Raw genomic sequence first — 25,491 nt, forward strand, 5'->3', positions numbered from 1 at the left:
CGCGCGCAGCCAGTTATTGAAAAAGGGGGCATTAACTATGCGTTGCACACTCAACCGGCTCGACCGATCGCGCCCGCTGCTTCTGGGCGTGGCGCTCGCCGCGCTGACCGCCGTGCCGGCCACCGCGCAGACGGCCGATCCCGCGCCGGTCGACGACACGGTCGACGAAGAGATCGTCGTTTCCGGCTATCGCCGCAGCCTTGAGGAGGCAATCGACATGAAGCGCGAGATGGTCGGCTTCTCCGACTCGATCGTCGCCACCGACATTGCCGACTTCCCCGAACAGAATCTGTCCGAAGCGCTGCAGCGCGTCCCCGGCGTAACCATCGAGCGCGAAAAGGGCCTTGGCACCCGCGTCAACGTGCGCGGCCTGCCGACCGAGTTTACCTTCGTTTCGATCAACAGGCTGGCGACCGCGTCGGGTTCGGGCGGACGCGACGTCGAATTCGACATCTTCGCGTCCGAACTGATCCAGTCGGTCACGGTGCAGAAGTCGCCGACCGCCGCCGATGAAGAGGGCGGCATTGCCGGATCGGTTTCCATCCGCACCGCGCGCCCGTTCGATCATTCGGGCCTGCGCCTGGTCGGCAGCGTCGAAGGCGCGTACAACTCGATCTCGCAACAGGTAGATCCCAGCTTCTCGTTCCTCGCCAGCAACACCTTTGGCGACATCGGCGTGCTGGTGTCGGTCGCCAAGCAGCAGCGCACCAACCGCACCGATTCGAATTCGGGCATCAACTTCCGACCGATCGCGCGCTGGACCGACCGTTCGGGGACCGTTTATCGCAACCAGGCGATTTCGGTGCTGCAGCGCGACGCCGGCATCACCTTTACCGATGCGATGAAGAACAAGATCGTCTTCCTCGATAAGGTCGGCGACCGCGTGTACAAGAATGACCAGGATCGCCTCGGCATTTCCGGATCGGTCCAGTACAAGCCGAGCGACAGCTTCAGCGTCGCGCTCGACGCGTTCATCGGCTCGTACGACACGGTCGAGGACGAATATGACGCGGCCGGCTATTCGGCATCGAGCAATTCGACGCTGGAGACGATCCACGCGTTCGACGCGACCACGCTGAGCAGCAGCGGCATCGTCGTCCTGCGCGACGTGTCCTACACCAACACCCAGCATGAGTTCCTGAGCAAGGAATATCTCACCGACACCGACTATCGTCAGTTCGGCGGCGAGCTGAACTGGGAAACCGGCAACTGGAAGATCAGCGCGCTGGGCGGCTATTCAGGCGCCAAGCGGACGATCGATTACGCCAACCTCAAGCATGTCGCCTATGCGCCGTCGCGCACGCGCTATACCGAGACCGGCGGCGAGACGATTCCCAGCGCCAACCCCAACACGATCGACATGTACAACGCGCCGACGCGCTACCTGTTCGAGGCGTATGAGACGACGCGCGAAGAGGTGAAGGACGACAAATATGCCGCGCAGGTCGATGTAAGCTACAGCTTCGACGATCTGTTCATCAAGCGCATCAACGTCGGCGGCCGCTACACCGACAAGACCAACCAGCGGCAATATGGCGAGGAGAAGATCCAGGGCCCGACGCGCGGCAGCACCGCCTATGTCAATGTCCGCCGCCTCGGCGACAGCCCGCTGACCAACGTCATCGATCTGGTCGGCGGCAGCGAATATCAGGCGCGGGACCTGAGCTGGGCGCAGGTGTCGAACGCCTATGCGCGGGACTTCTTCCGCCCGGACGGCTTCGTCACGCCGTTCGCCAATGCCAACTATGCCAAGGTGCAGGAACAGACGTTCGCCGGCTATGCCATGGTCGATTTCGAGTTCGAGCTGGGCGTGCCGGTGTTCGTCAATCTCGGCGGCCGCTACCTGCGCACGGACATTCGTTCGGCGGGCTATCACCAGATCCAGAATCCGAACGGATCGACCGGCCTGACCCCGGCACCGGTGGCGAGCGAAGGCAGCTATGAGAAGTTCCTGCCGTCGTTCAACGTCCATGCCGAACTGACCGACAGCGTGATCCTGCGCGCCGCCGCGTCGCAGACGCTGATCCGCCCGGCGCTGGGCGACCTCGCCTACAAGCGCACCGCCAGCTACAGCAGCTTCCGCTTCACCGACGGCAACCCCGGCCTCAAGCCGACCTATGCCGATCAGTGGGAAGTGGGCGCCGAGAAGTATCTCGGCGGTGGCGGCATCCTGTCGGCTTCCTATTTCTGGAAAAAGATCAAGGGCGTGGTGCAGAACCAGCTGACCGGCAAGGTCGAGGACGTGACGGTCTATAACGCCAATGGCACCGTCAACGGCATCTATGACTTCGACGTCTACCAGCCGGTCAATGCCGAGGGTTCCTACAAGGTCAGCGGGTTTGAGCTGAACGCGGTCGTTCCGTTCGGCATGTTCAGCGACTGGGCCGACGGGTTCGGCGTCAACGCCAATGCCACCTTCCTCGACAGTTCGCTGACCGGTCAGTCGTCGCTTGGCATCCCGACCGCACCGATCGGCCTGGCCGACACCAGCTACAACGCGACGGTCTTCTACGACAAGGGGCCGCTCTCGGTGCGCCTGTCGTACAATCGCAAGGGAGAATATGTGGAGCGGATCGAGCGTAACATGTATCCGGTCTATCGCGATGCCTATGGCCAGTTCGATTTCGCCGCCAGCTATCAGCTGACGCGCAATTTCCGCGTCGAGCTGCAGGGCATCAACATCGGCAATGCCAAGACCACCGGCTACACGATGGATCCGTCCTTCCCGACCACCTACGAGTTTTCGGGAAGCCGGATCAGCCTGGGCGTGCGCGCCCAGTTCTGAAGGCGCCATCGCGCCCCGTCGCTGCGGCGGCGGGGCCAACGGCGCACGCGTGTCACAATCCATTGTTAGCGCGCGGACCGGCGGCCCTCGGGGCACGTCGGTCCGTCTTGGTTCGGAGTTTCCATCGATGCGTTCTTGTCTGGCCCTTGCTGCCCTGCTCACCCTGACCGCGCCGAGCGCGTTCGCGCAGGATGCGCCCGATCTGGCGCGCGGCGCACAGGGCGACGTGCGCGCGCCCGGCGGCGCGCGCCGGGTCGATGGCGACATGCGCGAGACCTATCGCAAGCTGTCGGCCCAGGCCGAAGTGCGCAACGTCATCCTGCTGATCGGCGATGGCATGGGCGATTCCGAAATCACCATCGCGCGCAACTATGCCGAGGGTGCGGGAGGCTATTTCAAGGGGATCGACGCGCTGCCCTTTACCGGCCAGATGACGCATTATTCGCTCGACCGCGAAACGGGGAAACCCAATTATGTCGCCGACAGCGCCGCCACTGCGACGGCGTGGGCCTCGGGCGTCAAAAGCTATAATGGCGCGATCGGCGTCGACATTCACGGCAAGCCGCACCGCACGCTGCTGCAGATCGCCAAGGCGGCCGGGCTTGCCACCGGCAATGTCTCGACCGCCGAGATCCAGGACGCGACGCCGGCCGCGCTGGTGGCGCATGTTACCCAGCGCAAATGCTATGGGCCGGAGGCGACGAGCAAGACCTGCCCGACCAACGCGCTCGAGAATGGCGGGCTGGGGTCGATCACCGAACAGCTGCTCGACACGCGCCCGGACCTGATCCTGGGCGGCGGCGCGGCGAGCTTTGCGGAGAGCGCCAAGGCCGGCAAGTTCGCCGGGCGCACGCTGATGGACCAGGCGCAGGCACGCGGGTTCCGCATCGTGCGCAATGCTGCGGAGCTCGACGCGGTGACCCGGGCCGACACCCGACAGCCACTGATCGGCCTGTTCGCGCCGAACAACATGCCGGTGCGCTGGATCGGCCCGCGCGCGAGCGTTCGCGGCAATCTCGACCAGCCCGCCGTCGCCTGCCAGCGCAATGCGGAGCGGACCGCGCAGATCCCGACGCTCGCCGCGATGACGCGCAAGGCGATCGCGCTGCTCAAGGACAATGGGAAGGGCTTTTTCCTGCAGATCGAGGGCGCGTCGATCGACAAGCAGGATCACGCCGCCAATCCGTGCGGCCAGATCGGCGAGACCGTCGACCTGGACGAGGCGGTTCAGGCCGCGCTGGAATTTGCGCGGGCGGACGGCCACACGCTGGTGATCGTCACCGCCGACCATGCCCATACCAGCCTGATTGTCGGCAATGGCAGCCGCGCCCCCGGCCTGACCGCCGCGCTCAACACGCGCGAGGGCGGAGTGATGACGGTGCATTACGGCACGGCGGTGGAAGGGTCGCAGGGCCATACCGGCGGACAACTGCGCATCGCCGCGTACGGACCGCGCGCGGTGAATGTCAGCGGCCTGATCGACCAGACTGACCTGCACTATATCATCCGCGACGCACTCGCGCTGGACTGACGGGCCAGCGCCCCGGATCGGCTGCCGGATTACCGGCTTCAACGCGCCCGCCGAGATCGACCGGCGGGCCAGCGGGCGCGCGACCGGTCGATACCGCGTGGAACCGCTTGCCCTCCCGCTCATTGATGCGCGGCATCAACAGGAGGAAAAACCAATGAAATCCATCTTCAAGGCGGCGCTGGCCGGTGCCGGACTGGTCGCGCTGGCGGCATGCGGTGGCAATGCCGATGACCGCGCCGCGGAAAATGTCGAGGCAAATGCCGAGGCGATGGCCGACAATCTCGAGGCACAGGCCGACATGGCCCCCAACGAAACGATGGAAGAGGCGCTGGAACAGCAGGCCGACAATGTCGAGGAGGCGGGCGAAGCCAAGGCCGATGCGATCGACGACGCCGACGACGCGCGGATGGAAAACACGCGCTGATCGCTTAGCCCCATGCGCGCCGGCGGCTTGCCTCGGCGCGTACTGGGAGGCACTATGACACCGGTATCCCAACCCGGAGTATCGCCATGCGTATTCTCGCCCTGCCCCTCATCGCACTTGCCGCCTGTTCGCCCGCTGGCAACGACGCGGCTCCGCCCAATGGCGTGCTGGCGGAGGGGCCGGAGACGGCGATCACCAATGTCGCAGCGGTCGAGTTGCCCGCCGGCGTGGCCGAGCTTGCCGAGGCGACGGTGCCCGGCATGCGGATCGCCGAGGCCGAGCGTAAGGATCGCGACGGGCGAACCTATTATGATGTCGAGGGCACGCGGCCCGATGGCAGCGAGGTCGAGATCGACATGCTGGTCCAGCCCGACGGGTCGCTGAAGGCGGTCGAGGTGCAGCGCGACATTGACTGGACGCAGGCCCCTGCCCCGGTCCGCGCCGCCGCTGCGGCCACCGCCGACGCCTTTACCCCGGAGCGGGTGATCGAGAGCCGGCAGGTCGAAGACGGGCGGATCCTGTACGAACTGTTCGCGCCGGGTAAACCCAAGGAACCCGCGATGGAGATCGCCTGGAAGGACGGCAAGGCAACGGTGCTGACCGAGCGCGCGGTGCATTGACCGGGGCGGCGAATTCGCAAGCCAGCGCGCCGCAAAGCGCCTAGGCTTGCCGGCGGGCGCTATGCCCGCGAAGGAACAGGTGATGGCCAAGAGCCAGAAGAAGTCGAACCGCGAAATCCGCAAGCCCAAGGCCGAAAAGCCACCCAAGGGCAATGCGTCGAACCCGACGACCAAGGACAAGCCGGTCGCGATGGTGACTATCAAGAGCTGACAGCGCCGCCGCCTATCGCACCCGCGCGGCGACCAGACCGCCGGCGGGAAGCGGGCGGCACAGATCCGCGCTGGGCGTTGCCGGGTCGAGCCAGCGCGCCCAGTCGTCGAGCGGCAGCACCACCGGCTGGCGATCATGGACCGGGGCGACATCCGGGCCGGGCGGACAGGTGAGCATCGCCCACGCTTCCCCCACCGCCGGGTCGCTGCGCCAGATGCCGGCGATGGCGAACCCCTCTGCCCCGGCCAGGGTGAAGGCCCATTTGGCCTTGAGCGGCTTGCCGCGTCGCGCCGGTGCGGGGGCACCGAACAGGTCGGCCGTATCGCCCGGCTCCGGCGCATCGCCATATTCGTAAAAGCCGTCGACCGGGATCAGGCAGCGGCTGGCATGGGCGATCTCGCGGCCGTCGGAGCGGAAATTATACACCGGCTTGCCATTGGCTGCAGGCCAGCTCCAGCGGCGCGTCACCATTTCTGCCACGCCGGGTGCATCGGCCGCGGGGCGGATGATTTCCACCCGGTCGGTGATGCGAAAGCCGTCGAGCGGGGCGAAATTGGGCCGCCCCTCCGGAAAGCGCAGCGTCACATGCTGAGTCGGCCAGCTCCCAAGCAGTTTGTCGAGTTCGCGCTTGCGATAGGCTTCGTTGCACATCGCAGGCTAGCGCGGGGTTGGGCCCGACGTCTCCCCTGCCCCGGCATAGGCGCCCATGATCGCCTTGAGCAGGCCGGGGAAGCGGGTGTCGATTTCCTGGCAGCGGGCATAGTTGCGCATCTCCACGCCGTGCCGTTCCGAACGGATCAGCCCGGCTTCGCGCAGGACGCGGAAATGCTGGGACAGCGAGGATTTGGGGATCACCCGCTCCCCGGTGTCGGCGAGCGTCGCGCAACCCTGAACACAGCCCAGCCCGGCGATCTCGGCATAGATCCGCGCGCGTTCCGGATCGGCGAGCGCGTGCAGGATCGCTTGAGGGCTCACGCTGTCGATGGTGGGATGGACGAAGGGGCGCATGATAAAAGTCAGATAGGCCCCCTTGCCGCCTTGTTCAACAGTTCCATATTCCCGAACTATCGCACTAACGCTGCCAGTTCGGCGGCGGGCGAGGGACAAGGAATTGCAGTCATGAGTCGTTTGCAGGGCAAGGTCGCGGTCGTCACCGGCGCGTCCAAGGGGATCGGCGCGGCGATCGCACGGGCGCTGGCCGCCGAGGGCGCGGCGGTCGTGGTCAACTATGCCAGCAGCCGCGACGGCGCGGACGCCACGGTCGCGGCGATCGAGAGCGCCGGCGGCAAGGCGCTGGCGGTGCAGGGCGACGTCGCCGACGCGGCACAGGCAACCGCGCTGATCGATGCGGCGACGCGCGCATTCGGGCGCGTCGACATCGTGGTCAACAATAGCGGAGTCTATGCCTTCAGCCCGATCGAGGACTTCGACCCGGTCGAATATCACCGCATGTTCGGGATCAACGTGCTGGGGCTGCTCAACGTGACCAAGGCGGCGGTGCCGCATCTGGGCGCGGGGGCGAGCGTCATCAACATCTCGTCCAACATCACCCGCATGAAGATGCCGGGCGCGTCGCTCTATACCGCGAGCAAGGCGGCGGTGGACGCGATCACCCGCGTGCTGTCGAGCGAGTTGGGCCCGCGCCAGATCCGCGTCAACGCGATCTCCCCCGGCATGACGATGACCGAAGGCACCGACGCCGCGGGCATCGTCGAGGGTTCGGACTTCGCCAACCAGATCGTCGCGCAGACGCCGCTGGGCCGGGTCGGCCATGTCGACGACATCGCGGTGGCGGCGGTGTTCCTGGCTTCGGACGAGGCGCGCTGGATTACGGGCGAGGTGATCGGGGTGAGCGGCGGGGCGTGACCCGCAGCGCCGTCGCGCGCGCCGCAGATCGCGGCGGCGCGGCGGCGCTTTGCTTGCGGGAACAGGGACTCGCGCCTGACACCTCCCGGCGAAGCTGACGAAACCATGCGGGTTGCGGGCTGACTGGACGGGATGACACCCGCGAAGCGCCCGCGACACGACAGGTGCGCGACACGGGCGCGACGGGTGCGCGACGATCGCGCGACGCATGCCCGACTGTGTCGCGACGCGATCTGAACATCGGGCGACTGGCACGCGACGCTTTGGCGACAGGACGCGACGGCGGGGCATCAGCGAAGCGACGACGGCGCGACGGGCGCGGGCCTGGGCGCACGCGGCGCAACGGGATCGCGCGGGGCGAGCGGATCGGGGCCGAAGGGATCGGCGAGCCGCGCGGCGTGGAGCCTGAGCGCGTGGGTCCATTGATGGTCGAACGACGTGCCGGCCAGGCGGTTGCGCAACGCATGCGCACTGGACCGCGACATGCCGGCGGCGCGAGCGGCGCGGGCGATGCTGCCGGTTTCGACGAGCGCGGCGAGGAAGACGCGCTGTTTGGCGGGGGTCCAGTGCGCGGACGGGTGGAAATTGCTGGGTCATCCGACAGGATCAAGCGGATTGCGCGCGTGTAGGACAGGGGGTGGCGGGGCGTGTTGGAAGGATTTTGGGTGGGGTGTGGCTCGGGGGCATCCGTCACGGAAATCCCACACTAATCAGCAGCATCTACTGGCGCATGACCGGAGACGAAGGACATTAAACGCCGCAAGAGGCGCAGTGCGGGCATCGGGACCAAGAGATACACCGCGAACGTTCCCGAAGTATCGAAGAAAGCACTATATGAAGGGCTTAAGCAAAGAGCAGGAACTTCCCTCCTTGTAGAAGCCATTCATTAGTCTGTAGAAGTCCGTGCCGCAGGAAATTGAGCGAGAACGCAGCGCTTGACCGGTCAGCTGAAATCGCTTCAATGGGAGCGCCAAAGCGGCATAATCAGGATCAAAACAGAAATATGGATCATTATCACTAAGAAATGTATTTATCTGATCGTAGATGGACCATTGCGAATCGGGAAAAAACGGATCGAAACTATGCAGCTCCGGAGGACGCCGGAGCTTGTATTGAACAGTTTCGCGGACGCTTTTAAGCCATTCATACGAATGAGCGCCATTGATCGTTTGCGACTGTAGTATGTCATGCGCTGAACAAAATCGTTGCGATAATGCAATGGCAACACCATGATCCCCTTTCGCGTTACCATTGTACTGCGAAAATTTAGCACCCCTCTTTCCTTCAACTATAAGAAATCGGCCGGCACGTACGACAACGCGATTCGCCAATAGTATTTCCGCCCTCAAGGCATAGAACGTAGAATAATATAATTTAACTGACGCCCAAAGACGGTCTCCAGCTTGTAGATCGGAAACTGCCTGATAGAGCGTGAAAGCACATCGCTCATATGAGGATGCTATATCTATTGATATGCACTCTTCGAGCTCTTCGACTTCCGACAAAGTGAGCTGCGAATCCTTCATCTCATCGCGATACAATGATAAGGCCTCGGGGGAATCCACCGCGTACTTTTCTTCAAAAAAACGCTGCGTCGCAGCGCGTTTAGAAAGCGTAGCCATCCTTGCTCCCGATGGACCGAGTCATCCCACTTTCCAAGAAGGTGACAACAGTCCTCTTGGCGCTCTTCCCATCCTGCCCCTTCATGTCATCCCACGTAAGCAACTCCTCGTCCTCGAGGCCAAGTATATCGACTATTGTTTTAACTTTAAAAGATCCCTTTTCCGCGCATTTGAGTATCAACTTCTCTAGAAGAAACTCAATCGCACCATTGAAACCCGCGGCTCTAAGGAACGGGTTCTGCGCGGCGTTAGTCCATAGTTTTTGCTTTTGATATGGAAGTCTAATAGCTTCAAAATAATTTTTAACAACAGCTGTCTGATGGTCCAATGACTTCAGGCCTCTCTTGGCAAATTCGCCGTCAAGCTCCAGACCTTTCTTCAGAGCCGTCACAAACGTTGACAATTCGATCTTCCCAACACCACGCGGGGATCCTGGGAATTTTATCAACCTGTAAAGAGGGGAGTCGGCATCTTCATTCAAAGCGGTAGCAATGTCACGAGCGCGATTAATTGCATGTTTAGGATCATTACCTACTTCACCAAACAAATCGTACAAGAGGCTCTTTGGAACAGGCCGCTGCTCTGTGTTAATATTAAGAAATATCGTAGCAGCCTGTTTAGTAGTGAGCCCCACGCAAAGAGTAACGATAACACTTCGATCGCCGACCTTTGCATCATCTGCCATCGCATCTTCAAGGCCGGCTAAACGGTGCTGGCCGTCAATCGCCTGAGCGGCAGATGAAATCAAATCAAAAGAAATAACATTATCTTTAACCAACACCTCGCTCGGGTCAGTCCAATTAAGAATGAAGGAATTGAAAAATGTATTTCCCTGTCGGATGTACTGGGTGATACTTTGAATTCTGCGCTTTGATAGCGGCCGCTGAACAGCGCCCTCCTCTTCATCCTCTCCCCGAACCGCGACGTAGTATATACTTACGAGGTCGCGAACCTTCATCGGGAATGAATAAGCCGTAACATCATCAAGCTTAATAGTGATGCACTGAGCAGAAAACTGCTTTTTGGCTGCCATGCGACACTCCTTGAGACTGCACAAAGGTGCATAGCTCGGTTCACTAAGAAAACAAACGCTCGCATGATTTGACGTAACGCGAGACTTTGAATTGATACAATTCCAGCTCGTTGACCAGCAGTATCAATCGTGCTCCCGCCCGCCCGATCCCAGATACAACTCCCGGCCCATTTCGTCATACACCCGGCTCATCTGCGCCATGCCCTCTTCCGCCACAGCCGCATCAACCGGCTGCGCCGCGATGAAGGCGTCCGCATCCTGATTCTGCTTCGCCGCGAAGTCGCGCACTTCCTGCGTGATCTTCATCGAGCAGAATTTCGGGCCGCACATCGAGCAGAAATGGGCGGTCTTGGCGCCTTCTGCGGGGAGCGTCTGGTCGTGATATTGTTCGGCCGTGTCGGGGTCGAGCGACAGGTTGAACTGGTCGCGCCAGCGGAATTCGAAGCGGGCGCGGCTCAGCGCGTCGTCGCGGACCTTGGCGGCGGGGTGGCCCTTGGCGAGGTCGGCGGCGTGGGCGGCGAGTTTGTAGGTCACCACGCCGACCTTGACGTCGTCGCGGTCGGGGAGGCCGAGATGCTCCTTGGGCGTGACGTAGCAGAGCATCGCGGTGCCGTACCAACCGATCATCGCGGCACCGATGCCGCTGGTGATATGGTCGTATCCGGGGGCGATGTCGGTCGTCAGCGGCCCGAGCGTGTAGAAGGGGGCTTCGCCGCACGCCGCCAGCTGCTTGTCCATGTTCTCTTTGATCTTGTGCATCGGCACATGGCCGGGGCCTTCGATCATCACCTGAACATCCTGTTCCCAGGCGCGCCTGGTCAGTTCGCCCAGCGTGTAGAGTTCGGCGAACTGGGCCTCGTCATTGGCGTCGGCGATCGATCCGGGGCGCAGGCCGTCGCCCAGGCTATAGGCGATGTCATACGCCTTCATGATCTCCGTGATCTCGTCGAACTTCTCATAGAGGAAGCTCTCACGATGATGCGCCAGGCACCATTTGGCCATGATCGATCCGCCGCGACTGACGATGCCGGTGACGCGCTTGGCGGTCAGCGGGATGTAGGGCAGGCGCACGCCGGCGTGGATGGTGAAATAGTCGACGCCCTGTTCCGCCTGTTCGATCAGCGTGTCGCGGAAGATTTCCCAGGTGAGGTCTTCGGCGATGCCGCCGACTTTCTCCAGCGCCTGATAGATCGGGACGGTGCCGACGGGCACGGGCGCGTTGCGCAGGATCCATTCGCGGGTGTCGTGGATGTTGCGGCCGGTGCTCAGATCCATGATCGTGTCGGCGCCCCAGCGGATCGCCCACACCATCTTGTCGACTTCTTGCGCCACGTTTGACGCGACGGCGGAGTTACCGATATTAGCGTTGATCTTGACCAGAAAGTTGCGGCCGATCGCCATCGGCTCGCTTTCGGGGTGGTTGATGTTGTTGGGGATGATCGCGCGGCCGCGGGCGACTTCATCGCGGACGAATTCTGGGGTGACGTAATCGGGGATCGACGCGCCCCAGCTTTCGCCGTCGCGGACGTACTCGGCGAGCATCTGGCGGCCGAGATTTTCGCGGGTGGCGACATATTCCATTTCGGGCGTGACGATGCCGCGGCGGGCATAGTGCATCTGGCTGACGTTCATGCCGGGCTTGGCGCGCAGTACCTTCTTGCGCACGTTCGGGAAAGGCTGGACCCCGCCGCTGCGGTCGGGGCCGAGCTGGCCGTTATCCTCCGGACGCACCTCGCGCTGGGTCACTTCCTCGACATCGCCGCGATCGCGGATCCAGTCGCGGCGCAGTTCCTGAAGCCCGGCCATGATATCGATGCGGGCATTGGGGTCGGTATAGGGGCCGCTGGTGTCGTAGACGCGGACCGGGGGCTCGCCGCTCGACGGTTCGAGATGGATTTCGCGCATCGCCACCTTGCGCGGGCCGACATGGATCTTGGTGGAGCCGCGAATGGCGCCGGTGGTGACGGCAAGTTCGGTCTTTGCGGGGATGTCGGCCATGATGTTCCTCTCCAGGTGGAGGAAACGGACCATGGATGCGGGCCGCTCCCTCCCTACGCCGGTGTCAACCGGATCAGGTTCAGCGGGTCGAAGGCTCCTGCCCTCCTCTCAAGCGCGGATAGGGACCCCATCAAAGTATTACTTTGATGGGAACCCGGCAGCGCTCCCCCGGGGATGCGATCGCCTTACCCGCTTCCGTCGCGCGGGGGAAGGGGCGGGTTTGACCGACCGGGCGGGACGCGCCATGAACCGCGCGATGGAGCGCGAGCGCCGACCGAAAAACCTGGCACACTACGCATTGTGGCTGAAGCTGCGCGCGGGGCGGGTGCGCGACTTGCTGCTGAGCGGGCGGACGCGGTCGGAGCTGTGGACGCGGTGGCGCTATGGCGGGGCGGTGCATCAGGATGTGAGCCTGAGCTTTCCCGACCGCTATAGCGGGCTGTTCCGCCTGACCCAGCGCTTGCTGGCAGGGCGGAGCGCGCCGCGCATCCTGTCTTATGGCTGTGCGGCGGGTGAGGAAGTGGTGTCGCTGCGCGCATATTTCCCCGATGCGCTCCTGGTCGGGGCGGAGATCAACCCGATCCTGTTACGGGCCTGCCGGAAGCTGCCCGCCGACCCCGACCGCCGGTTCGTCGAGTCGACGCCGGAGCAGATCGCGGCGCATGGCCCCTATGACGCGATCTTTGCAATGGCGGTGTTCACACGGCGGCCGAGCGAGATCGCTGCGCGCGGGGTCACCAACATCGCCGGCCATTACCCGTTCCAGCACTTCGCAGCGGGCATTCGCCTGCTGACGGAGCAACTGGCATCGGGCGGGCTGCTCATTGTCGAACATGCACTGTACAGAGTCGAGGACGCGATCGCCGACCTGCCGCTGGACCCGATCATGATCGAGGGCAATGTCCGGTCGAAACACCCCCGGTTCGATCCCAACGGCAACCTGATCGAGCCGAATCCGCAGATTTCGCGCATCTTCCGCCGCCGCTGACGCGCGCGGTGCGCGGGTTCAGAACGTCAGCGCCAGCCCCGCGCCGGCGGTCCACTGGTGGCGCGATCCGGCGATGGTGACGAGCGGGCTGTTCGCGACGTCGCCGACCAGCTTCTTGTAGGTGCCGCCCGCGATCAGCGCGAGGCCCTTGGTCAGGTTGCCGGTGATCGAATGGGTGAACATGCCACCGAAGGTGATGTCCTTCTGCCCGCCTTCGGGCGTGTAGGTGGGAAGGCCGCTGAGCACGCTGCCGGTCGGGGTGACGCCGAAATAGGTGCGGGCGTAGCGGTCGCCGACGATCTCTGCGCTGGCGAACAGGGTGACCAGCGCCTTGGTGCTGAGCGGCGTGGTGTAATTGACCGACGGCGTCCACACGCCGCTGCGGTGGATGCGCGTCACGTCGTGGCGATAGCTGACGCTGACCGACAGCGTGTCGAAATCATGGAGAATGCCGGTCTTGGCGATGGCGCCATAGCCGCCGACCTCGACCGCGGTGTCGATTTCCCCAAGCGCGCGCACGCGGGGGTCGGCGATCGCGTCGCGGTTGGTGCGGTTGAGGTTGATCACCGCGACCGGCCCGAGCTGGAGGTTCCAGTCCTTGCCCGCGACATCGGGGATGAGGTCGAGGCTGGCGCGGTTGCCGAGCACGGTGAAGCTCATCCCCGCGACGGTGCCGTTCGCCGCGGGGGCGGGTACCCAGCGATTATCGTCCGACCCTTCATAGTCCGGGAGCCACACGCCGCCGACGGCGACGGTCAGGCGCGCGCGGGCTTCCTGTGCGACCTCGGCCTGTTCGGGGGTGGGTGCTTCGTCCTGCGCGAAGGCGGGGGTGGCTAAGGTGGCAGCGAGGACGGCGGACAGAAGGCGGATACGCATGGAGATGATTCCCTGAACCTGTTTCAGGGGCGCAACGCTGCGCTGCGGAAATGGATGCGTGCGGTACCGGATCGCGCGTCGATAAGCGCGCGGCTCAGAGCATATATTTCATCTTCACCTGCTGCTTCGCGCCGTCGAGCGGGAAGCACGCCGCCTTGAATTTGGGCGGGCCGAAGGTGATGGTGGGGTTGCGGCTGAAGCCGAACCCTTCCTTCGGGATGCCCATCATCGTGTCGAGTTTCTTGTTGCTGTTTGCGTCATGGATGACGGCGACGGCATAGCTGGCGGTCGCCAGCCCTTCGAACCGGGTTGCCGGGTGGGCGGCGGAAATGGTGCGCGAGATGGCGCGCGGGTCGTCACGGCAATCGGGGAAGCTGTCGGGGCGCGCGGTCAGGCAGATCTGCAGCACGCCCTTGGCATTGCGCAGATTGGTGATTTCAAGGTCGAAGCTGCCCACCGGCGAGGCCGCCGGGAGGAGCAGCAGCGCTGCGGGCAGCAGCGCGCACATGTGCTTTCTGGAAATCGCCAATCCCCCGGTCGGTGCCGCACAGCCGGTCCCAGAATCGAAAATAGAGACCATAGTTGCACCCATATTGCTCATGGTGCCGCTGATGATGGCTCGCGGTGATCAACCACGCACCCAATGGCCCCCGCCACATCATCCGCGGGAACACCTCCCACCCCATGTGATTGGTTACACCCATAAGGGTCATGATTCCAAGCACCAACGCCAATGCGCCGACATGAATGGGAATCGCGAAGACCAGTGCCGGGATCACCACCGCGCCGGTCAGCGCCTCGATCGGGTGGAAGCTCATCGCCGCCCAGGCGGTGGGCGGGCGGCTGTCGTGATGCACGGCATGCGCGATGCGGAACCAGCGCGGCTGATGCATCCAGCGATGCGTCCAGTAAAACCAGGTGTCGTGCGCGAAGAGATAGAGAAACACCGATAGCGGCAGATAACAGAGCGGATAGGCCGAGACATCGGTGTAGATCCGCGTCCAGCCCAGATTCTGCCAGCCCCAGGCGACCACGCCGGCCGGGATGCCATAGATCGCGGCGCTGGCGAGGCTCCACAGCAGCTCGCGCCGCATCTGGCGGTCGAGCCCCGCATAGAGGCCCGGATGCCGGACACGCGTTGCCCAGGCGAAGGCGCCCGAGACGATCAGATAGCGCACCCCGACGATCAGCGTCATCGCGAGTGCCGACAAGAGGATGGCGAGCCACATGCAGCCGCTCTACATGAAAGTCGTGCCCGCCAACAAACGGAGAAACCCGTAATTTCGCCCGTCATTACCCGCTTCGCGCCCAGTCCCACAGGACGGTTGCATATGGGCCATGCCTTTTCGGCGATTGCGGCGCATGATTTCGCGCGGGCGCGGGGTGGCGCGTTCCTGCTGCGGATCGAGGATATCGACGGGACGCGCAGCCGGGCGGAGCATGTCGAGACGATCCTGGCGGACCTGCGCTGGCTGGGGCTGGAATGGGACGGCGCGGTGCTGTTCCAGTCGGCGCGGCTCGATGCCTATCAGGCGGCACTGGACGCTCTGCGCGAACGGGGCCTGATCTATCCGTGTTTCTGCACCCGCGCCGATATCGCCGCGAGCGCCAGTGCGCCGCATGGGCCGGAGGGGTTGATCTATCCGGGGACGTGTCGGGAGCTGGGTGCGCCTGATTTGGCAAAGCCGCATTGCTGGCGGCTAAATGTGGGGGCGGCGCTGGATACCTTCACATCATCGCTGTCCTTCACCGACTCGCGCTTCGGCACAATCGCCGCCGACCCGTCCGCGCATGGCGATGTCGTGCTGGCGCGCAAGGATGCGCCGGCGTCTTACCATCTGGCGGTCACCATCGACGATGCGGCGCAGGGGGTGAGCGATGTTGTGCGGGGCGAGGATCTGTTGCCCGCGACGCATGTCCACCGGTTGTTGCAGGCGTTGCTCGACCTGCCGGTGCCGCGTTATCATCATCATGCCTTGCTGACCGGGCCGGATGGGGAGCGGCTGGCGAAGCGGCATGGCGCGCCGACGCTGGCGGCATTGCGCGAGAATGGCGTGGATGGAAGGGCGATTGCCGACGCCTTGCGGCGGGGCGAGGTTCCGGTTGGAATCGGCGCGGGGAAGGACTAGATTACGGCCATGCAGCTTTTCCTGGTCCTCCTGCTCGTCGCCGCAATGCTGGCCACCGTCTTCGCCCTGATCAAGGGGATCGTCGCGTTCCTGCGCACGACCGAAGCGGAACTCAAATCGGGCGAAGGGCCGAGCGCGTCGGCGCTCAAATCAAACAAGGCGATGCAGCAGCGCATCCTGTTTCAGGGGATCGCGATCGCGATCGTCGCACTGCTGCTGTTGCTGGCGAGCGGGAAGTAACGGGGCTTTTTGATCCGGCTGCGCCGGATGGTACGGCACCGGCCCGGTCCCCCACCCGGCCACCCATCAAGATACCCTGTTGTGGGTGGCCGGGTGGGGGAGCGGGCCGGCGCCGCAAACCAGCGAAGCTGAACAAACATGGTCAAACTCAACAAGATTTACACGCGCACCGGCGACGACGGCACCACCGGCCTTGTCGACGGGTCGCGCGTCGCCAAGCATGATGCGCGGCTGGCGGCGATGGGCGATGTCGATGAGGCGAACAGCGCCATTGGCGTCGCGATTGCCGCGATCGGGGCGGGGCACCCTGCGGCGCTGCTGGAGACGGTGCAGAACGACCTGTTCGACCTGGGCGCGGACCTGGCCACGCCGGGCGAGGATTTCACACCGGGCGAAATGACGCTGCGCATCGTGCCGGCGCAGGTCGCGCGGCTGGAGGCGGCGATCGATGCGGCCAATGGCGCGCTGCCGCCGCTGACCAGCTTCATCCTGCCGGGCGGGTCCGCTGCTGCTGCAGCGATCCATCTGGCGCGCGCGATCGTGCGCCGGGCCGAGCGCAGCGCGACGGCGGCGGCGAGCATCATGCCGATCAATCCGCAGGCAGTGATCTACCTCAACCGCCTGTCCGACCTGTTGTTCGTGCTTGCGCGCGAAATGAACCAAAATGCGGGCGGCGACGTTCTGTGGAAACCGGGGGCGCATCGCTGATTTGAGGATTTGATCCTCGTCGCGTTTCGGGTTAGGAGAACGAAATGCGAACAAAGGCGAGTCCCGCCGCGTGCAGCACAACGCTCGAGGCGCGGTTTCGCGCGGTTCGCGGGCTGTCTGCCGATCTGGTCGCACCTTTGTCCGACGCGGACGCCAGCGTGCAGTCGATGGACGACGCATCGCCCGCCAAATGGCATCTGGCGCATACGACCTGGTTCTTCGAGACGTTCGTTTTGCGCGATTTCGTGTCGGGCTACCGGCTGCACGACGATCGCTTCCCGTTCCTGTTCAACAGCTATTACGAGGCCGAGGGGCAGCGCCACGCGCGGTCGCGGCGGGGCATGGTGACACGGCCGACGCTGGTCGAAGTGCTGGCGTATCGCGCGGCGGTGGATGCGGCGCTGGTCGCGGCGCTGCCCGACCTTCCGCAAGCGGCGGTGGCGCTGGTGGAATTGGGATGTCACCATGAGGAGCAGCATCAGGAATTGCTGCTGACCGACATCCTCCATCTGTTTTCGTGCAATCCGATCGAGCCGGCGATCTGGCCGGGCGACCCCAAGGTGCCGGTTGCGATGCCGGGGCCGATCGGGTGGATCGAAGGTGCGCAGGGTGTCGCCGAGATCGGGATCACCGGCGACGGCTTTGCGTTCGATTGCGAGGGGCCGCGTCATCGCGTGCTGCTGCACCCGCATGCGATTGCCGACCGCACGGTGACCAATGGCGAATGGGCGGCGTTCATCGCCGATGGCGGCTATCGCGACCCGCGCCACTGGCTGTCCGATGGCTGGGCCTGGGTGAAGGCGCAGGGGATCGAGGCCCCGCTTTATTGGGAGCAACAGGACGGCGGCTGGACGCGGTTCGGGCTGGATGGGCGGCGGCCGATCGACCCCGCTGCGCCGGTGACGCATGTGAGCTTTTTCGAGGCCGATGCCTATGCCAGCTGGGCCGGCGCAAGGCTCCCGACCGAGGCGGAGTGGGAGGTTGCGGCGGCGGGATATGACCCGGCGGGCGGCAACCAACTCGACCGCGCCGGGCCGGTCGAACCGCGCCCTGCCCCCGCTGGCCCTGCTTTCTTCGGCGATGTGTGGGAATGGACCGGGAGCGCGTACCGCCCCTATCCCGGCTTTGCCGCCGCTGAAGGCGCGGTCGGCGAGTATAATGGCAAGTTCATGAGCGGGCAGTTCATCCTGCGCGGCGGGAGCTGCGCGACGCCGCGCGGCCATGCACGGGCTAGCTACCGCAACTTCTTTTATCCCCACCAGCGCTGGCAGTTCACCGGCGTGCGGCTGGCGAAAGACCTTTAAGCCCCCTCCCCCCACCGCATCGAGGAGCCCAAGCGATGCTGAAGCAGGAAATCGAAGACGGTCAGGCCAGTCTGGCCGACCCGGCGTTTCGCGCCGACGTGCTGAACGGCCTGACCGCCCGCCCCCGGGCGATTCCGGCGCGCTGGTTCTATGACCGGCGCGGGTCGGAGCTGTTCGAGGACATCACCCAGCTGCCCGAATATTATCCGACGCGGACCGAAACCGCGCTGATGGAACGGGTGTGCCCCGAAGTCGCGCGGGAGGTCGGGCTGGGCGGCGCAGTGGTTGAGTTCGGATCGGGATCGTCGGTGAAGACGCCGATCCTGCTGCGCGCGGTGCGCCCCGCTGCTTATGTGCCGATCGACATTTCGGGCGATTTCCTGCGCGATTCGGCGCGCACGATCGCGGCGCAATTTCCCGCGATGGCGGTCGAGCCGGTCGAGGGCGATTTTTTGAAGCCGCTGAAGCTCCCCGCCGGGATCGGAGGCCTCGCACGGTTGGGCTTCTTCCCCGGATCGACGATCGGGAACATGGCGCCGGTCGCGGCCGTGGACCTGTTGCGGACGATGCGCAGCTCGCTGGGCGAGGGATCATCGCTGCTGATCGGGATCGACCGGATCAAGGACCCGGCGGTGCTGGTTCCCGCCTATGACGATGCGCAGGGGGTGACCGCGGCGTTCAACCTGAACCTGCTCGAGCGGATCAATGCCGAGCTGGAGGGGACGATTCCGGTCGATGCGTTCGCCCATGTCGCGCGGTGGAACGACGAACGCGCGCGGATCGAAATGCATCTTGAAGCGACCCGCGCAGTGGCGTTCGAGGTCGACGGGCGCGGCTTTGCCATGGCGGCGGGCGAGACGATCCATACCGAGAACAGCCACAAATATGGCGACCGCGATGCGCGGTTGCTGCTGGCGGCGGGCGGATGGACGGTGACGCGGGCGTGGACCGACGATGCCGGGCTGTTCGGCCTGTACCTGGCCGAGGCGCGGGCGGTGGAGACGGCGCCTTAAGACAGGCGGCCGTGATCAACCTCCGTTTGTGCTGAGCTTGTCGAAGCACGGTTCCTGCGCGCGATGGGTCGGGCTTGCGGCCCTTCGACAATGATCAGGTGAAACGTACCCCGGCGTTCCAGCCAAAGCGGGGGGCTTTGGCGGACCTGGTCATCAGGGCAAACGGCTGGATACCGGCTCCACATTCCCGCTCGCGCGCCAGCGGCCGCGCAGCAGTTTTGCCACCACGCCGGGAGCGCCGGGGCGGACGAACAGCCAGTCGCGGATCGCCGGGGCGGCGTCGGCGCCGATCACGCGCTTGTAGCCGCTGTCGCCTGCGCCCCAGTCGACGGTGGTGATGCCGTCCTCGAGCGCGCGGACGAGGTTGCGGTAGTAGAGCAGCTTGCCCGGCGAGTGTTTGGCGACGCGGGGGTCGTAGCTGTTGGCGATCGCATATTTGAGCGACCCGGCGTTGAGGTCGAACGAGAATGCGGTGGGTTCGCCATCGATGCGCAGCACCGCCGCCCACAGCATGTCGGCGATCACCGGGTCCTGCGCGGCCGCGCGCCAGAAGGCGCCATGGCCGGTGTCGGTGAACTTGGCATCGCTGCCGTCGGTGCGGTCGGCGATCCAGCTCTTGCGCTCGATCTCCGCCAGCGCGTCGAACGCCGGCGCAGTCCAGTCAGCGCCGGAGACAAAGCTCCAGTCGGGTTCGCCATGGTCGGCGAGATGCTTTTCGTGGAAGCGGTTCTTGCGCAGCGTCGAATTGCGCGGCCAAGTGCCCTCGGCCTGCAGCGCGGCCATGTCGAGCAGGAAGCTTTCGGCGACGAAGCGGTCGAGCGCGACCCAGCCGCGCGTGGCGGCAGCGGCGCGCAATCCTTCGAGCGCGGGATCGCCGTCATAGACCGGGCCGATGCGCAGCGCATTGGCGTGGCGGGCGAGCCGGTCGAGTGCGACCTCGAACGCCTCGGTCCCGGCGTCCTGCGCGACGGGGAAGGACCGGAACGGCCAGTAGCAACCGGGCACCTGTGCGATCCGCAGCGGCGCGGGGCCGGTGGCAACCAGCGGCAATGCGAGCAGCGGCGCGCCCTCGCGCGCGACCGTCAGCGTGCGGGCTTCGCCGCCATAGGCATGGAGCGCGGCGGCGAACCAGCCAAAGCGCAGGAAGCGATGCGTCGGTGCAGCGGTGGCGGCGACGGTGTCGATCGCACTCGCCAGCCCGTCGCCGATGCTGGCGGTCAGCAACGGCGGCAGGCGCGTGAAGTCGGCGAGCGGCATCGGCTTCGTCATGCGGGGCGGTCTAGCGCCAAGTCGTTACGAATGGGTTGGCGGTGCGCGGTTAGCGCCATAAGCTGGCGGCATGCAGGCACCCATGATCTCCACCGTCGCCGCGACGATCCAGATTTCGATCGCGCCCGTGTTCCTGCTGGCGGGCATCGCCGGCATCCTGAACGTGCTGGTCGGGCGGATGGCGCGGGTGGTCGACCGCGCGCGCAAGCTGGAGCAGCTGCACCCGGTGTCGACCGGGGCGGAGCATGAGCGGCAGGTTTGGGAGCTGCGGCTGATCGACCGACGGCTGTCGATCATCAACACGTCGATCTGGCTGTGCGTGGCGAGCGCGATCGCGATCTGTCTGGTCGTCGCGTTGCTGTTCGGAGCGGAGATCGTGCATCTCGACATCGGCATCGTGGTGGCGGCGGCGTTCATCGCGTCGATGCTGTTGCTGACGTCGGGGTTGGTCGCATTCCTGTTCGAAGTGCGCCTGTCGGTGCAGGCGGTGCATGTGCGCGAGGAGCTGCTGGAGCGCGACCGGCTGAGTTAGCGCCGCGCCCGGGCCTGGGCGACCGCGCGTTTGAGCGTGGGCAGGTCGATCAGGCCCGGGACGAGATAGGGGCCGACCATCATGCCCGGCGTGCCGGTCAGGCCGAGCGTGCGGGCATGGTCGTTGGTGCGCGCGAGCAGCGCGTCGATGTCGGCGCGGCGCTTCACCTGATCGCGCTGCAGCCGGGTCCAGTCCACGCCGGCAGCGTCGGCGGCGGCGCGGATCTTGGTCGGGTCGATCCGGCCCGACTGCGCGATCAGCGCGCGGTGGAAGGCGAGGTGCTTGCCCTGGAAACTGGCGGCAATCGCGGCACGCGCGGCGGGACCGGAACCGCCGCCGAGGATCGGCCAGTCGCGATAGACCACGCGGACCTTCGCATCGCTCGCCATCAGCGCGTCGAGCGTCGGGCTGAAGCGGCGGCAATAGCCGCACTGATAGTCGGAGAAGACGACGATGGTGACGTCATGGCCACGCGGCGCGACAGTCGGGGCGAGCGGGTCGTTGCGAATCCTTTCCCGGATCGCCTCGGCCGCGTCGCGGCGGCGGGTGTCGCCTGATTCGGAGACGCCCTCGTCTTGCGCTGCGGTCGAAAGCGGGAGGGTGAGCGCGAACGCGGCGAGCAGGAACTTGCGAAGCATCCGCGCGCCTTAGCGCAGCCGCGCGGTCATCAGGAAGCGTTCGCGGCTTTGCGCGGCCTTGCGGCGCAATTCGCTGATCTCGCGCTCTTCGGTGGCGTCCAGCATCGCTTCAAGCAGGCGGTTGAAATGCTGGCGCATCGCGATGCGCGCGGCGCCGGAGTCGCCGATGCGCAGTGCGTCGACGATCGCGGCATGCTCACGCTGGCGGGTGCGACCGTCATGCTGGCAGACGCTGGCATAGGTGGTGCGCACTTCGGGCATTTCGGTACGCATCCGCCACAGCTGCTGGATGACGTGGATCACCGCCTGATTGCCCGAGGCCGAGGCAATCAGCAGGTGAAATTCCTGATCCGCCGCGGTCGATGCCGCGTCGTCGGTGTCGTCGCGGCCCATGATCTCGAGCAGGTCGTCGAGCCGGGCGAGCGTGTCGGGGGAGATCGTCGACGCGGCGAGCGCAGCGGCTTCGCTTTCGAACAATGAGCGCGCCTCGGTCAATTCGAAGGCGCTGACCTGGGGCGGGGTGTCGGTCGGTGCGGGCTTGCCGTCGGTGACGTAGACGCCGGAGCCGGTCTTGATGACGATGCGACCGATCGCCTGTAGCGCGATCTCCGCCTCGCGGATCGTCACGCGGCTGACGCCGAAACGCTCCGCCAGCTCGCGCTCGCCGGGCAGACGGGTGCCGGGGGGGAATACGCCCTGATCGATCAGCGCAGTGATCTGATCGGCGATCCCCTGGTATAGCCGGTCAGCCATTGCGCTCCTCACCAATTCGCATGGCCCGATCCTTATTGCCTTCACACCAAAGCGCAAGCAGAGACCGGCCCAAGCGAACCGTCCAAACTACAGCCGGAAGCGCGCGCCGAGGAAATAGCGCGGGCCGTAATAGTGATACTGCCGGATGCTGCCGGGAACCGGCATGTCGGTTACCTTGGGCTCGTCGGTGATGTTGGTCGCCTCGGCACGCAGCGAGATGTTGCGGTTGATATTGTACGAAACGCGCAGGTCGACCGTCTGGTTGTCGCGGACATAGCGGTTCTGCGAATTGCCGCCGACGAAATCCTGATAATATTGCGAGCGGTAGTTGTAGATGCCTTGGATCGAGAAGCCGCCAATCTCGTAGTAAAGCTGTGCCGAGAGCACATGCTTAGAATAGCCGTTGAGCGAGGCGGGCGGGATGATACCCGGCGTGATCGTTCCGGTGACCGGGTCGAGCGTGTCGCCGAGGCGGATGTCGGGCGATTCGAAATTAGTGTCGGCGAAATTGTAGCTCACCTTGCCGCCAAAGCCGTCGAGCGGCTTGGGCAGCCAGGAGAAGCGGTTGGCGACCGTGACCTCGACGCCCCAAAGCTGGCTCTTGTTCGGGCTGTTGATGGTCCGGATCACCGGAACGCTGACCGTCTGGCCGTCGATCACGAAGTCTTCGTCGGTCACGAAGGGCATGAAGCCGCCGCCGAACTCCTTGAAATAGATCGTCGCGGCAAAGATCGAGTCGCGATTGGGATAATATTCGAGCGCGATGTCGCCGTTCCACGACATCAGCGGCTTCAGCCCCGGGCTGCCGGTGGCGCGGATTTCGCTGATCGCATCCTCGATCGACGTGCCGTTGGCATCGAGGCTGAAGTTGCGGCCGGACCCCAGCGCACTTGGCGCGGGGCGCGACATCGCGCGGTAGGCGGCGGCCCGCAGCAGCAGGCGGTTCGGTTGCAGCTCAAAGATCGCGTTGATGCTGGGCAAGACGCGCGTGGTTTCGCTCGTCTCCGTCAGCGACTGATAGCTCCCCGTGATCGGAACGAGCGTCACGGTGCCGTCGCCATTGTCGCGCAGGTCGAACTCGCTCCGCAGGCCGATCGACGTCACGCGGGTGTTGACGACGCGGACGCCGATATTGCCGCGGATCGGGGTGCCGCCCAGCTCCGACTGATATTCCGCCATCACATAGCCGGCCAGCGTGCGTTCAGTGACGTCGCGGTTGAGCGGCGAGCGCAGGTCGGCGGGCAGGCCCGGATCTTCCGACCCGGCATATTCGCGCATCAGGCAGATCGGGTCGAACGTCGCCCAACGCGTGATCGTGTTGCCTTCGGCTGCGTCGAGGAAGCCGGTCTGCGGGAATGCCGTCCGGCACAGCTGGTTGATGCGGCGATCCTCGGACATCGCCGGGTTCAGGTTGAGTTCGTTGCGGACGTCATAGTCGGCGAAGGTCTGTTCGGCCCAGCGCGCGCCGACCTTGACGCTGCTGATGAAGCCGTCGACGCGATAGGTGCCGTCGGCGCGGAAGCCCCAGATTTCGTTCTGACGGCGCGATTCGTCGCGGCGGGTGCGCGCGTCATCCCAGAACAGGTCGTGATTGGTGATGTCGAAGCGCGGATCGATCGTGATCGTCGGCGCGAAATTGCCCGGCAGCACTTCGTAGCGATAGGGAATGCGCTGGTTGTTCACTGCGGTCCGCACGCCGTTGACGTCGAACGCGTCGGTACGCAGGCGGACCTGCCGCTCGATTTCGGTCCGGATCGTGCGCGAATAGGCGCCGTCGAGGTTCAGGGTGAAGCGGTCGCCGAAATCGAGACGCAGATTGGCGCCGACGCCGAGATATTCTTCGGACCGTTCCAGATTGCTGGCGGTCGATTCGAACGAGCTCGACCCGTCGAAGCTACGCAGCACGTGATTGTCGTCGAACACGACATTGGTCAGGCTGCGGCGCATTTCGGAGATGTTGAAGTCGCGGCGGTTCTCGACGAACGTCCGGTCGGAATATTGCGCGTCGACATTCAGTTCGACCCGGTCCGAAAATGCCCATTGCACCGCGCCGAAGATCGCGTCGCGGCGGTCGACTTCGCTGATCTGGCGCCAGGCGATCGAATTGGGGACGAGGTAGAAGGGGGTACCGGCCGCAACCTGAGGCTGGGTCACTTCCTGGCAGTTGTTGTTGATGACGGTGACGTTGGCGTTGCACGCGACCCAGGTCGAGCTGCCCGCCATGGTTTCTTCGGGATTGTTGGTGCTGTTGCGTTGCGCGCCGATCGCGATGCCGACATCGCCCAGTCCGCCCAGCTTGAACTGGTCGACATAGGACAGGGTGCCGCGCCAGCCCCAGGCGGACGATCCGGTGACCTTGTCCTGATAGGGGCTGTAATTCGCCTTGATCTCACCCTGCACGCGCATCTTGCCGAAATCGAGCGGGCGCAGCGTGCCGATATCGATCGTGCCGGCGACGCCGCCTTCGACCAGATCGGCCTGCTGCGATTTGTAGATCTTGATGTTGTTCACCAGTTCCGACGGGAACTGGTTGAAATTGACCGAGCGGTCGCCCGATCCGTTGGTCGCCTCACGCCCGTTGAAGGTCGAGTTGCTGAGGAAGGGCCCAAGGCCGCGCAGCGCGATCTCCGACGCGTCGCCCTTTTCGCGGTGCGTGGTCGCGCCGGTGATCGTCTGAATCGCCTGACCCACCGACAGCGCGGGGAGGTCGCCGATCTCGTCGGTCGACAGCGCATCGACGATCGCGGTTTCACGCTTCTTGACGTCGATCGAGGTGCGCAGCGTCTCGCGGATACCGGTGACGACGACTTCGTCCTCCGGCGTGGCGTCGGCATCCTGTGCGAATGCGGGCGCGGCGACGAGCAGCGGGAGCGCGGCTCCGGCGAGCAGAATGTTGCGAAGTGCGCGCGGCGCGCGTGCCTGATCGAGCATGGCCATCAGCCCTCTCCCCT

26 protein-coding genes are annotated in these 25,491 nt (G+C 64.8%); 13 read left to right on the forward strand and 13 right to left on the reverse strand.

What is annotated here, in order from left to right; genetic code table 11:
- Positions 1-37 precede the first annotated feature (37 nt).
- The 5 genes from ACO05N_RS03225 (at position 38) to ACO05N_RS03245 (ending at position 5,571) form a co-directional block, all read left to right on the forward strand.
- Entirely contained in the window at positions 38-2,785 is a 2,748-nt protein-coding gene (locus tag ACO05N_RS03225; RefSeq protein WP_422055752.1) for a TonB-dependent receptor, read from the forward strand.
- Between the two features lie 127 nt (positions 2,786-2,912).
- Positions 2,913-4,316 carry an alkaline phosphatase gene (phoA, locus tag ACO05N_RS03230; RefSeq protein ID WP_422055753.1) on the forward strand — a complete coding sequence of 468 codons (1,404 nt, stop codon included), beginning with the start codon at positions 2,913-2,915 and terminating at the stop codon, positions 4,314-4,316.
- Between the two features lie 154 nt (positions 4,317-4,470).
- Entirely contained in the window at positions 4,471-4,740 is a 270-nt protein-coding gene (locus tag ACO05N_RS03235; protein ID WP_422055754.1) for a hypothetical protein, read from the forward strand.
- Between the two features lie 86 nt (positions 4,741-4,826).
- Positions 4,827-5,360 (forward strand): PepSY domain-containing protein, encoded by a 534-nt coding sequence (locus ACO05N_RS03240; protein WP_422055755.1) that lies wholly within the window; start codon positions 4,827-4,829, stop codon positions 5,358-5,360.
- An 82-nt stretch (positions 5,361-5,442) separates the two neighbouring features.
- Complete coding sequence (locus ACO05N_RS03245) at positions 5,443-5,571, forward strand: hypothetical protein (protein WP_422055756.1); 129 nt, start codon at positions 5,443-5,445, stop codon at positions 5,569-5,571.
- A gap of 12 nt (positions 5,572-5,583) precedes the next feature.
- Here the strand turns inward: ACO05N_RS03245 and ACO05N_RS03250 are convergent, their stop codons facing one another.
- Together ACO05N_RS03250 and ACO05N_RS03255 are read right to left on the reverse strand one after the other, a co-directional pair.
- Complete coding sequence (locus ACO05N_RS03250; RefSeq protein ID WP_422055758.1) at positions 5,584-6,222, reverse strand: SOS response-associated peptidase family protein; 639 nt, start codon at positions 6,220-6,222, stop codon at positions 5,584-5,586.
- Positions 6,223-6,228: 6 nt separating this feature from the next.
- Positions 6,229-6,579: an ArsR/SmtB family transcription factor gene (locus tag ACO05N_RS03255; RefSeq protein ID WP_422055759.1), complete on the reverse strand. Its 351-nt coding sequence runs from the start codon at positions 6,577-6,579 to the stop codon at positions 6,229-6,231.
- A 111-nt stretch (positions 6,580-6,690) separates the two neighbouring features.
- Here ACO05N_RS03255 and ACO05N_RS03260 point away from each other — a divergent pair, with 111 nt between their 5' ends.
- Positions 6,691-7,437, forward strand: coding sequence for a glucose 1-dehydrogenase (locus ACO05N_RS03260; protein WP_422055760.1), 747 nt, complete (start codon positions 6,691-6,693; stop codon positions 7,435-7,437).
- Between the two features lie 290 nt (positions 7,438-7,727).
- Here ACO05N_RS03260 and ACO05N_RS03265 read toward each other — a convergent pair whose 3' ends face one another.
- The 4 genes from ACO05N_RS03265 to thiC form a co-directional block, all read right to left on the reverse strand.
- Positions 7,728-7,922, reverse strand: coding sequence for a hypothetical protein (locus ACO05N_RS03265; protein ID WP_422055761.1), 195 nt, complete (start codon positions 7,920-7,922; stop codon positions 7,728-7,730).
- A 345-nt stretch (positions 7,923-8,267) separates the two neighbouring features.
- Positions 8,268-9,059 (reverse strand): hypothetical protein, encoded by a 792-nt coding sequence (locus ACO05N_RS03270; protein WP_422055762.1) that lies wholly within the window; start codon positions 9,057-9,059, stop codon positions 8,268-8,270.
- A complete protein-coding gene (locus tag ACO05N_RS03275; protein WP_422055763.1) occupies positions 9,043-10,092 on the reverse strand; it encodes a DGQHR domain-containing protein in 1,050 nt (349 codons plus the stop codon). The genes ACO05N_RS03270 and ACO05N_RS03275 overlap by 17 nt, the downstream gene beginning before the upstream one ends.
- Positions 10,093-10,215: 123 nt before the next feature.
- A complete protein-coding gene (thiC, locus tag ACO05N_RS03280) occupies positions 10,216-12,090 on the reverse strand; it encodes a phosphomethylpyrimidine synthase ThiC (protein ID WP_422058694.1) in 1,875 nt (624 codons plus the stop codon).
- 220 nt (positions 12,091-12,310) lie between these two features.
- On the opposite strand from thiC, the gene ACO05N_RS03285 reads away from it, so the two are divergent.
- Positions 12,311-13,078 (forward strand): class I SAM-dependent methyltransferase, encoded by a 768-nt coding sequence (locus ACO05N_RS03285; protein ID WP_422055764.1) that lies wholly within the window; start codon positions 12,311-12,313, stop codon positions 13,076-13,078.
- Between the two features lie 18 nt (positions 13,079-13,096).
- Here the strand turns inward: ACO05N_RS03285 and ACO05N_RS03290 are convergent, their stop codons facing one another.
- The 3 genes from ACO05N_RS03290 to ACO05N_RS03300 form a co-directional block, all read right to left on the reverse strand.
- Positions 13,097-13,954, reverse strand: a complete 858-nt coding sequence (locus tag ACO05N_RS03290; protein ID WP_422055765.1) for a MipA/OmpV family protein — start codon at positions 13,952-13,954, stop codon at positions 13,097-13,099.
- Between the two features lie 94 nt (positions 13,955-14,048).
- On the reverse strand, positions 14,049-14,462 hold the full coding sequence (locus ACO05N_RS03295) for a DUF2141 domain-containing protein (RefSeq protein ID WP_422055766.1): 414 nt from the start codon (positions 14,460-14,462) through the stop codon (positions 14,049-14,051).
- Positions 14,392-15,183 carry a sterol desaturase family protein gene (locus ACO05N_RS03300; protein ID WP_422055767.1) on the reverse strand — a complete coding sequence of 264 codons (792 nt, stop codon included), beginning with the start codon at positions 15,181-15,183 and terminating at the stop codon, positions 14,392-14,394. The genes ACO05N_RS03295 and ACO05N_RS03300 overlap by 71 nt, the downstream gene beginning before the upstream one ends.
- A gap of 51 nt (positions 15,184-15,234) precedes the next feature.
- Between ACO05N_RS03300 and gluQRS the strand changes: the two genes are divergently transcribed.
- The 5 genes from gluQRS (at position 15,235) to egtD (ending at position 19,348) form a co-directional block, all read left to right on the forward strand.
- Positions 15,235-16,083 carry a tRNA glutamyl-Q(34) synthetase GluQRS gene (gene gluQRS / locus ACO05N_RS03305; RefSeq protein WP_422058695.1) on the forward strand — a complete coding sequence of 283 codons (849 nt, stop codon included), beginning with the start codon at positions 15,235-15,237 and terminating at the stop codon, positions 16,081-16,083.
- 9 nt (positions 16,084-16,092) lie between these two features.
- Positions 16,093-16,323 (forward strand): twin transmembrane helix small protein, encoded by a 231-nt coding sequence (locus ACO05N_RS03310; protein ID WP_422055768.1) that lies wholly within the window; start codon positions 16,093-16,095, stop codon positions 16,321-16,323.
- 138 nt (positions 16,324-16,461) lie between these two features.
- Positions 16,462-17,031 (forward strand): cob(I)yrinic acid a,c-diamide adenosyltransferase, encoded by a 570-nt coding sequence (locus ACO05N_RS03315; protein WP_422055769.1) that lies wholly within the window; start codon positions 16,462-16,464, stop codon positions 17,029-17,031.
- Positions 17,032-17,075: 44 nt separating this feature from the next.
- The gene (gene egtB, locus ACO05N_RS03320) at positions 17,076-18,335 is read left to right on the forward strand and encodes an ergothioneine biosynthesis protein EgtB (RefSeq protein WP_422055770.1); all 1,260 of its coding nucleotides are present in this window, start codon (positions 17,076-17,078) and stop codon (positions 18,333-18,335) included.
- Between the two features lie 35 nt (positions 18,336-18,370).
- Positions 18,371-19,348, forward strand: coding sequence for an L-histidine N(alpha)-methyltransferase (egtD, locus tag ACO05N_RS03325; RefSeq protein ID WP_422055771.1), 978 nt, complete (start codon positions 18,371-18,373; stop codon positions 19,346-19,348).
- Between the two features lie 153 nt (positions 19,349-19,501).
- Here egtD and ACO05N_RS03330 read toward each other — a convergent pair whose 3' ends face one another.
- On the reverse strand, positions 19,502-20,617 hold the full coding sequence (locus tag ACO05N_RS03330; protein ID WP_422055772.1) for a GNAT family N-acetyltransferase: 1,116 nt from the start codon (positions 20,615-20,617) through the stop codon (positions 19,502-19,504).
- A gap of 70 nt (positions 20,618-20,687) precedes the next feature.
- On the opposite strand from ACO05N_RS03330, the gene ACO05N_RS03335 reads away from it, so the two are divergent.
- The gene (locus ACO05N_RS03335; RefSeq protein WP_422055773.1) at positions 20,688-21,149 is read left to right on the forward strand and encodes a DUF2721 domain-containing protein; all 462 of its coding nucleotides are present in this window, start codon (positions 20,688-20,690) and stop codon (positions 21,147-21,149) included.
- On the opposite strand, the gene ACO05N_RS03340 is transcribed toward ACO05N_RS03335, so the two are convergent.
- The 3 genes from ACO05N_RS03340 to ACO05N_RS03350 form a co-directional block, all read right to left on the reverse strand.
- Positions 21,146-21,787 carry a DsbA family protein gene (locus ACO05N_RS03340; RefSeq protein ID WP_422055774.1) on the reverse strand — a complete coding sequence of 214 codons (642 nt, stop codon included), beginning with the start codon at positions 21,785-21,787 and terminating at the stop codon, positions 21,146-21,148. The genes ACO05N_RS03335 and ACO05N_RS03340 overlap by 4 nt on opposite strands.
- A gap of 9 nt (positions 21,788-21,796) precedes the next feature.
- The gene (locus ACO05N_RS03345; RefSeq protein ID WP_422055775.1) at positions 21,797-22,540 is read right to left on the reverse strand and encodes a FadR/GntR family transcriptional regulator; all 744 of its coding nucleotides are present in this window, start codon (positions 22,538-22,540) and stop codon (positions 21,797-21,799) included.
- An 87-nt stretch (positions 22,541-22,627) separates the two neighbouring features.
- Complete coding sequence (locus ACO05N_RS03350) at positions 22,628-25,477, reverse strand: TonB-dependent receptor (protein WP_422055776.1); 2,850 nt, start codon at positions 25,475-25,477, stop codon at positions 22,628-22,630.
- Positions 25,478-25,491: the final 14 nt, after the last annotated feature.

The organism is Sphingomonas sp., assembly GCF_965227385.1.
In the GTDB taxonomy this organism is placed as follows: domain Bacteria; phylum Pseudomonadota; class Alphaproteobacteria; order Sphingomonadales; family Sphingomonadaceae; genus Sphingomonas.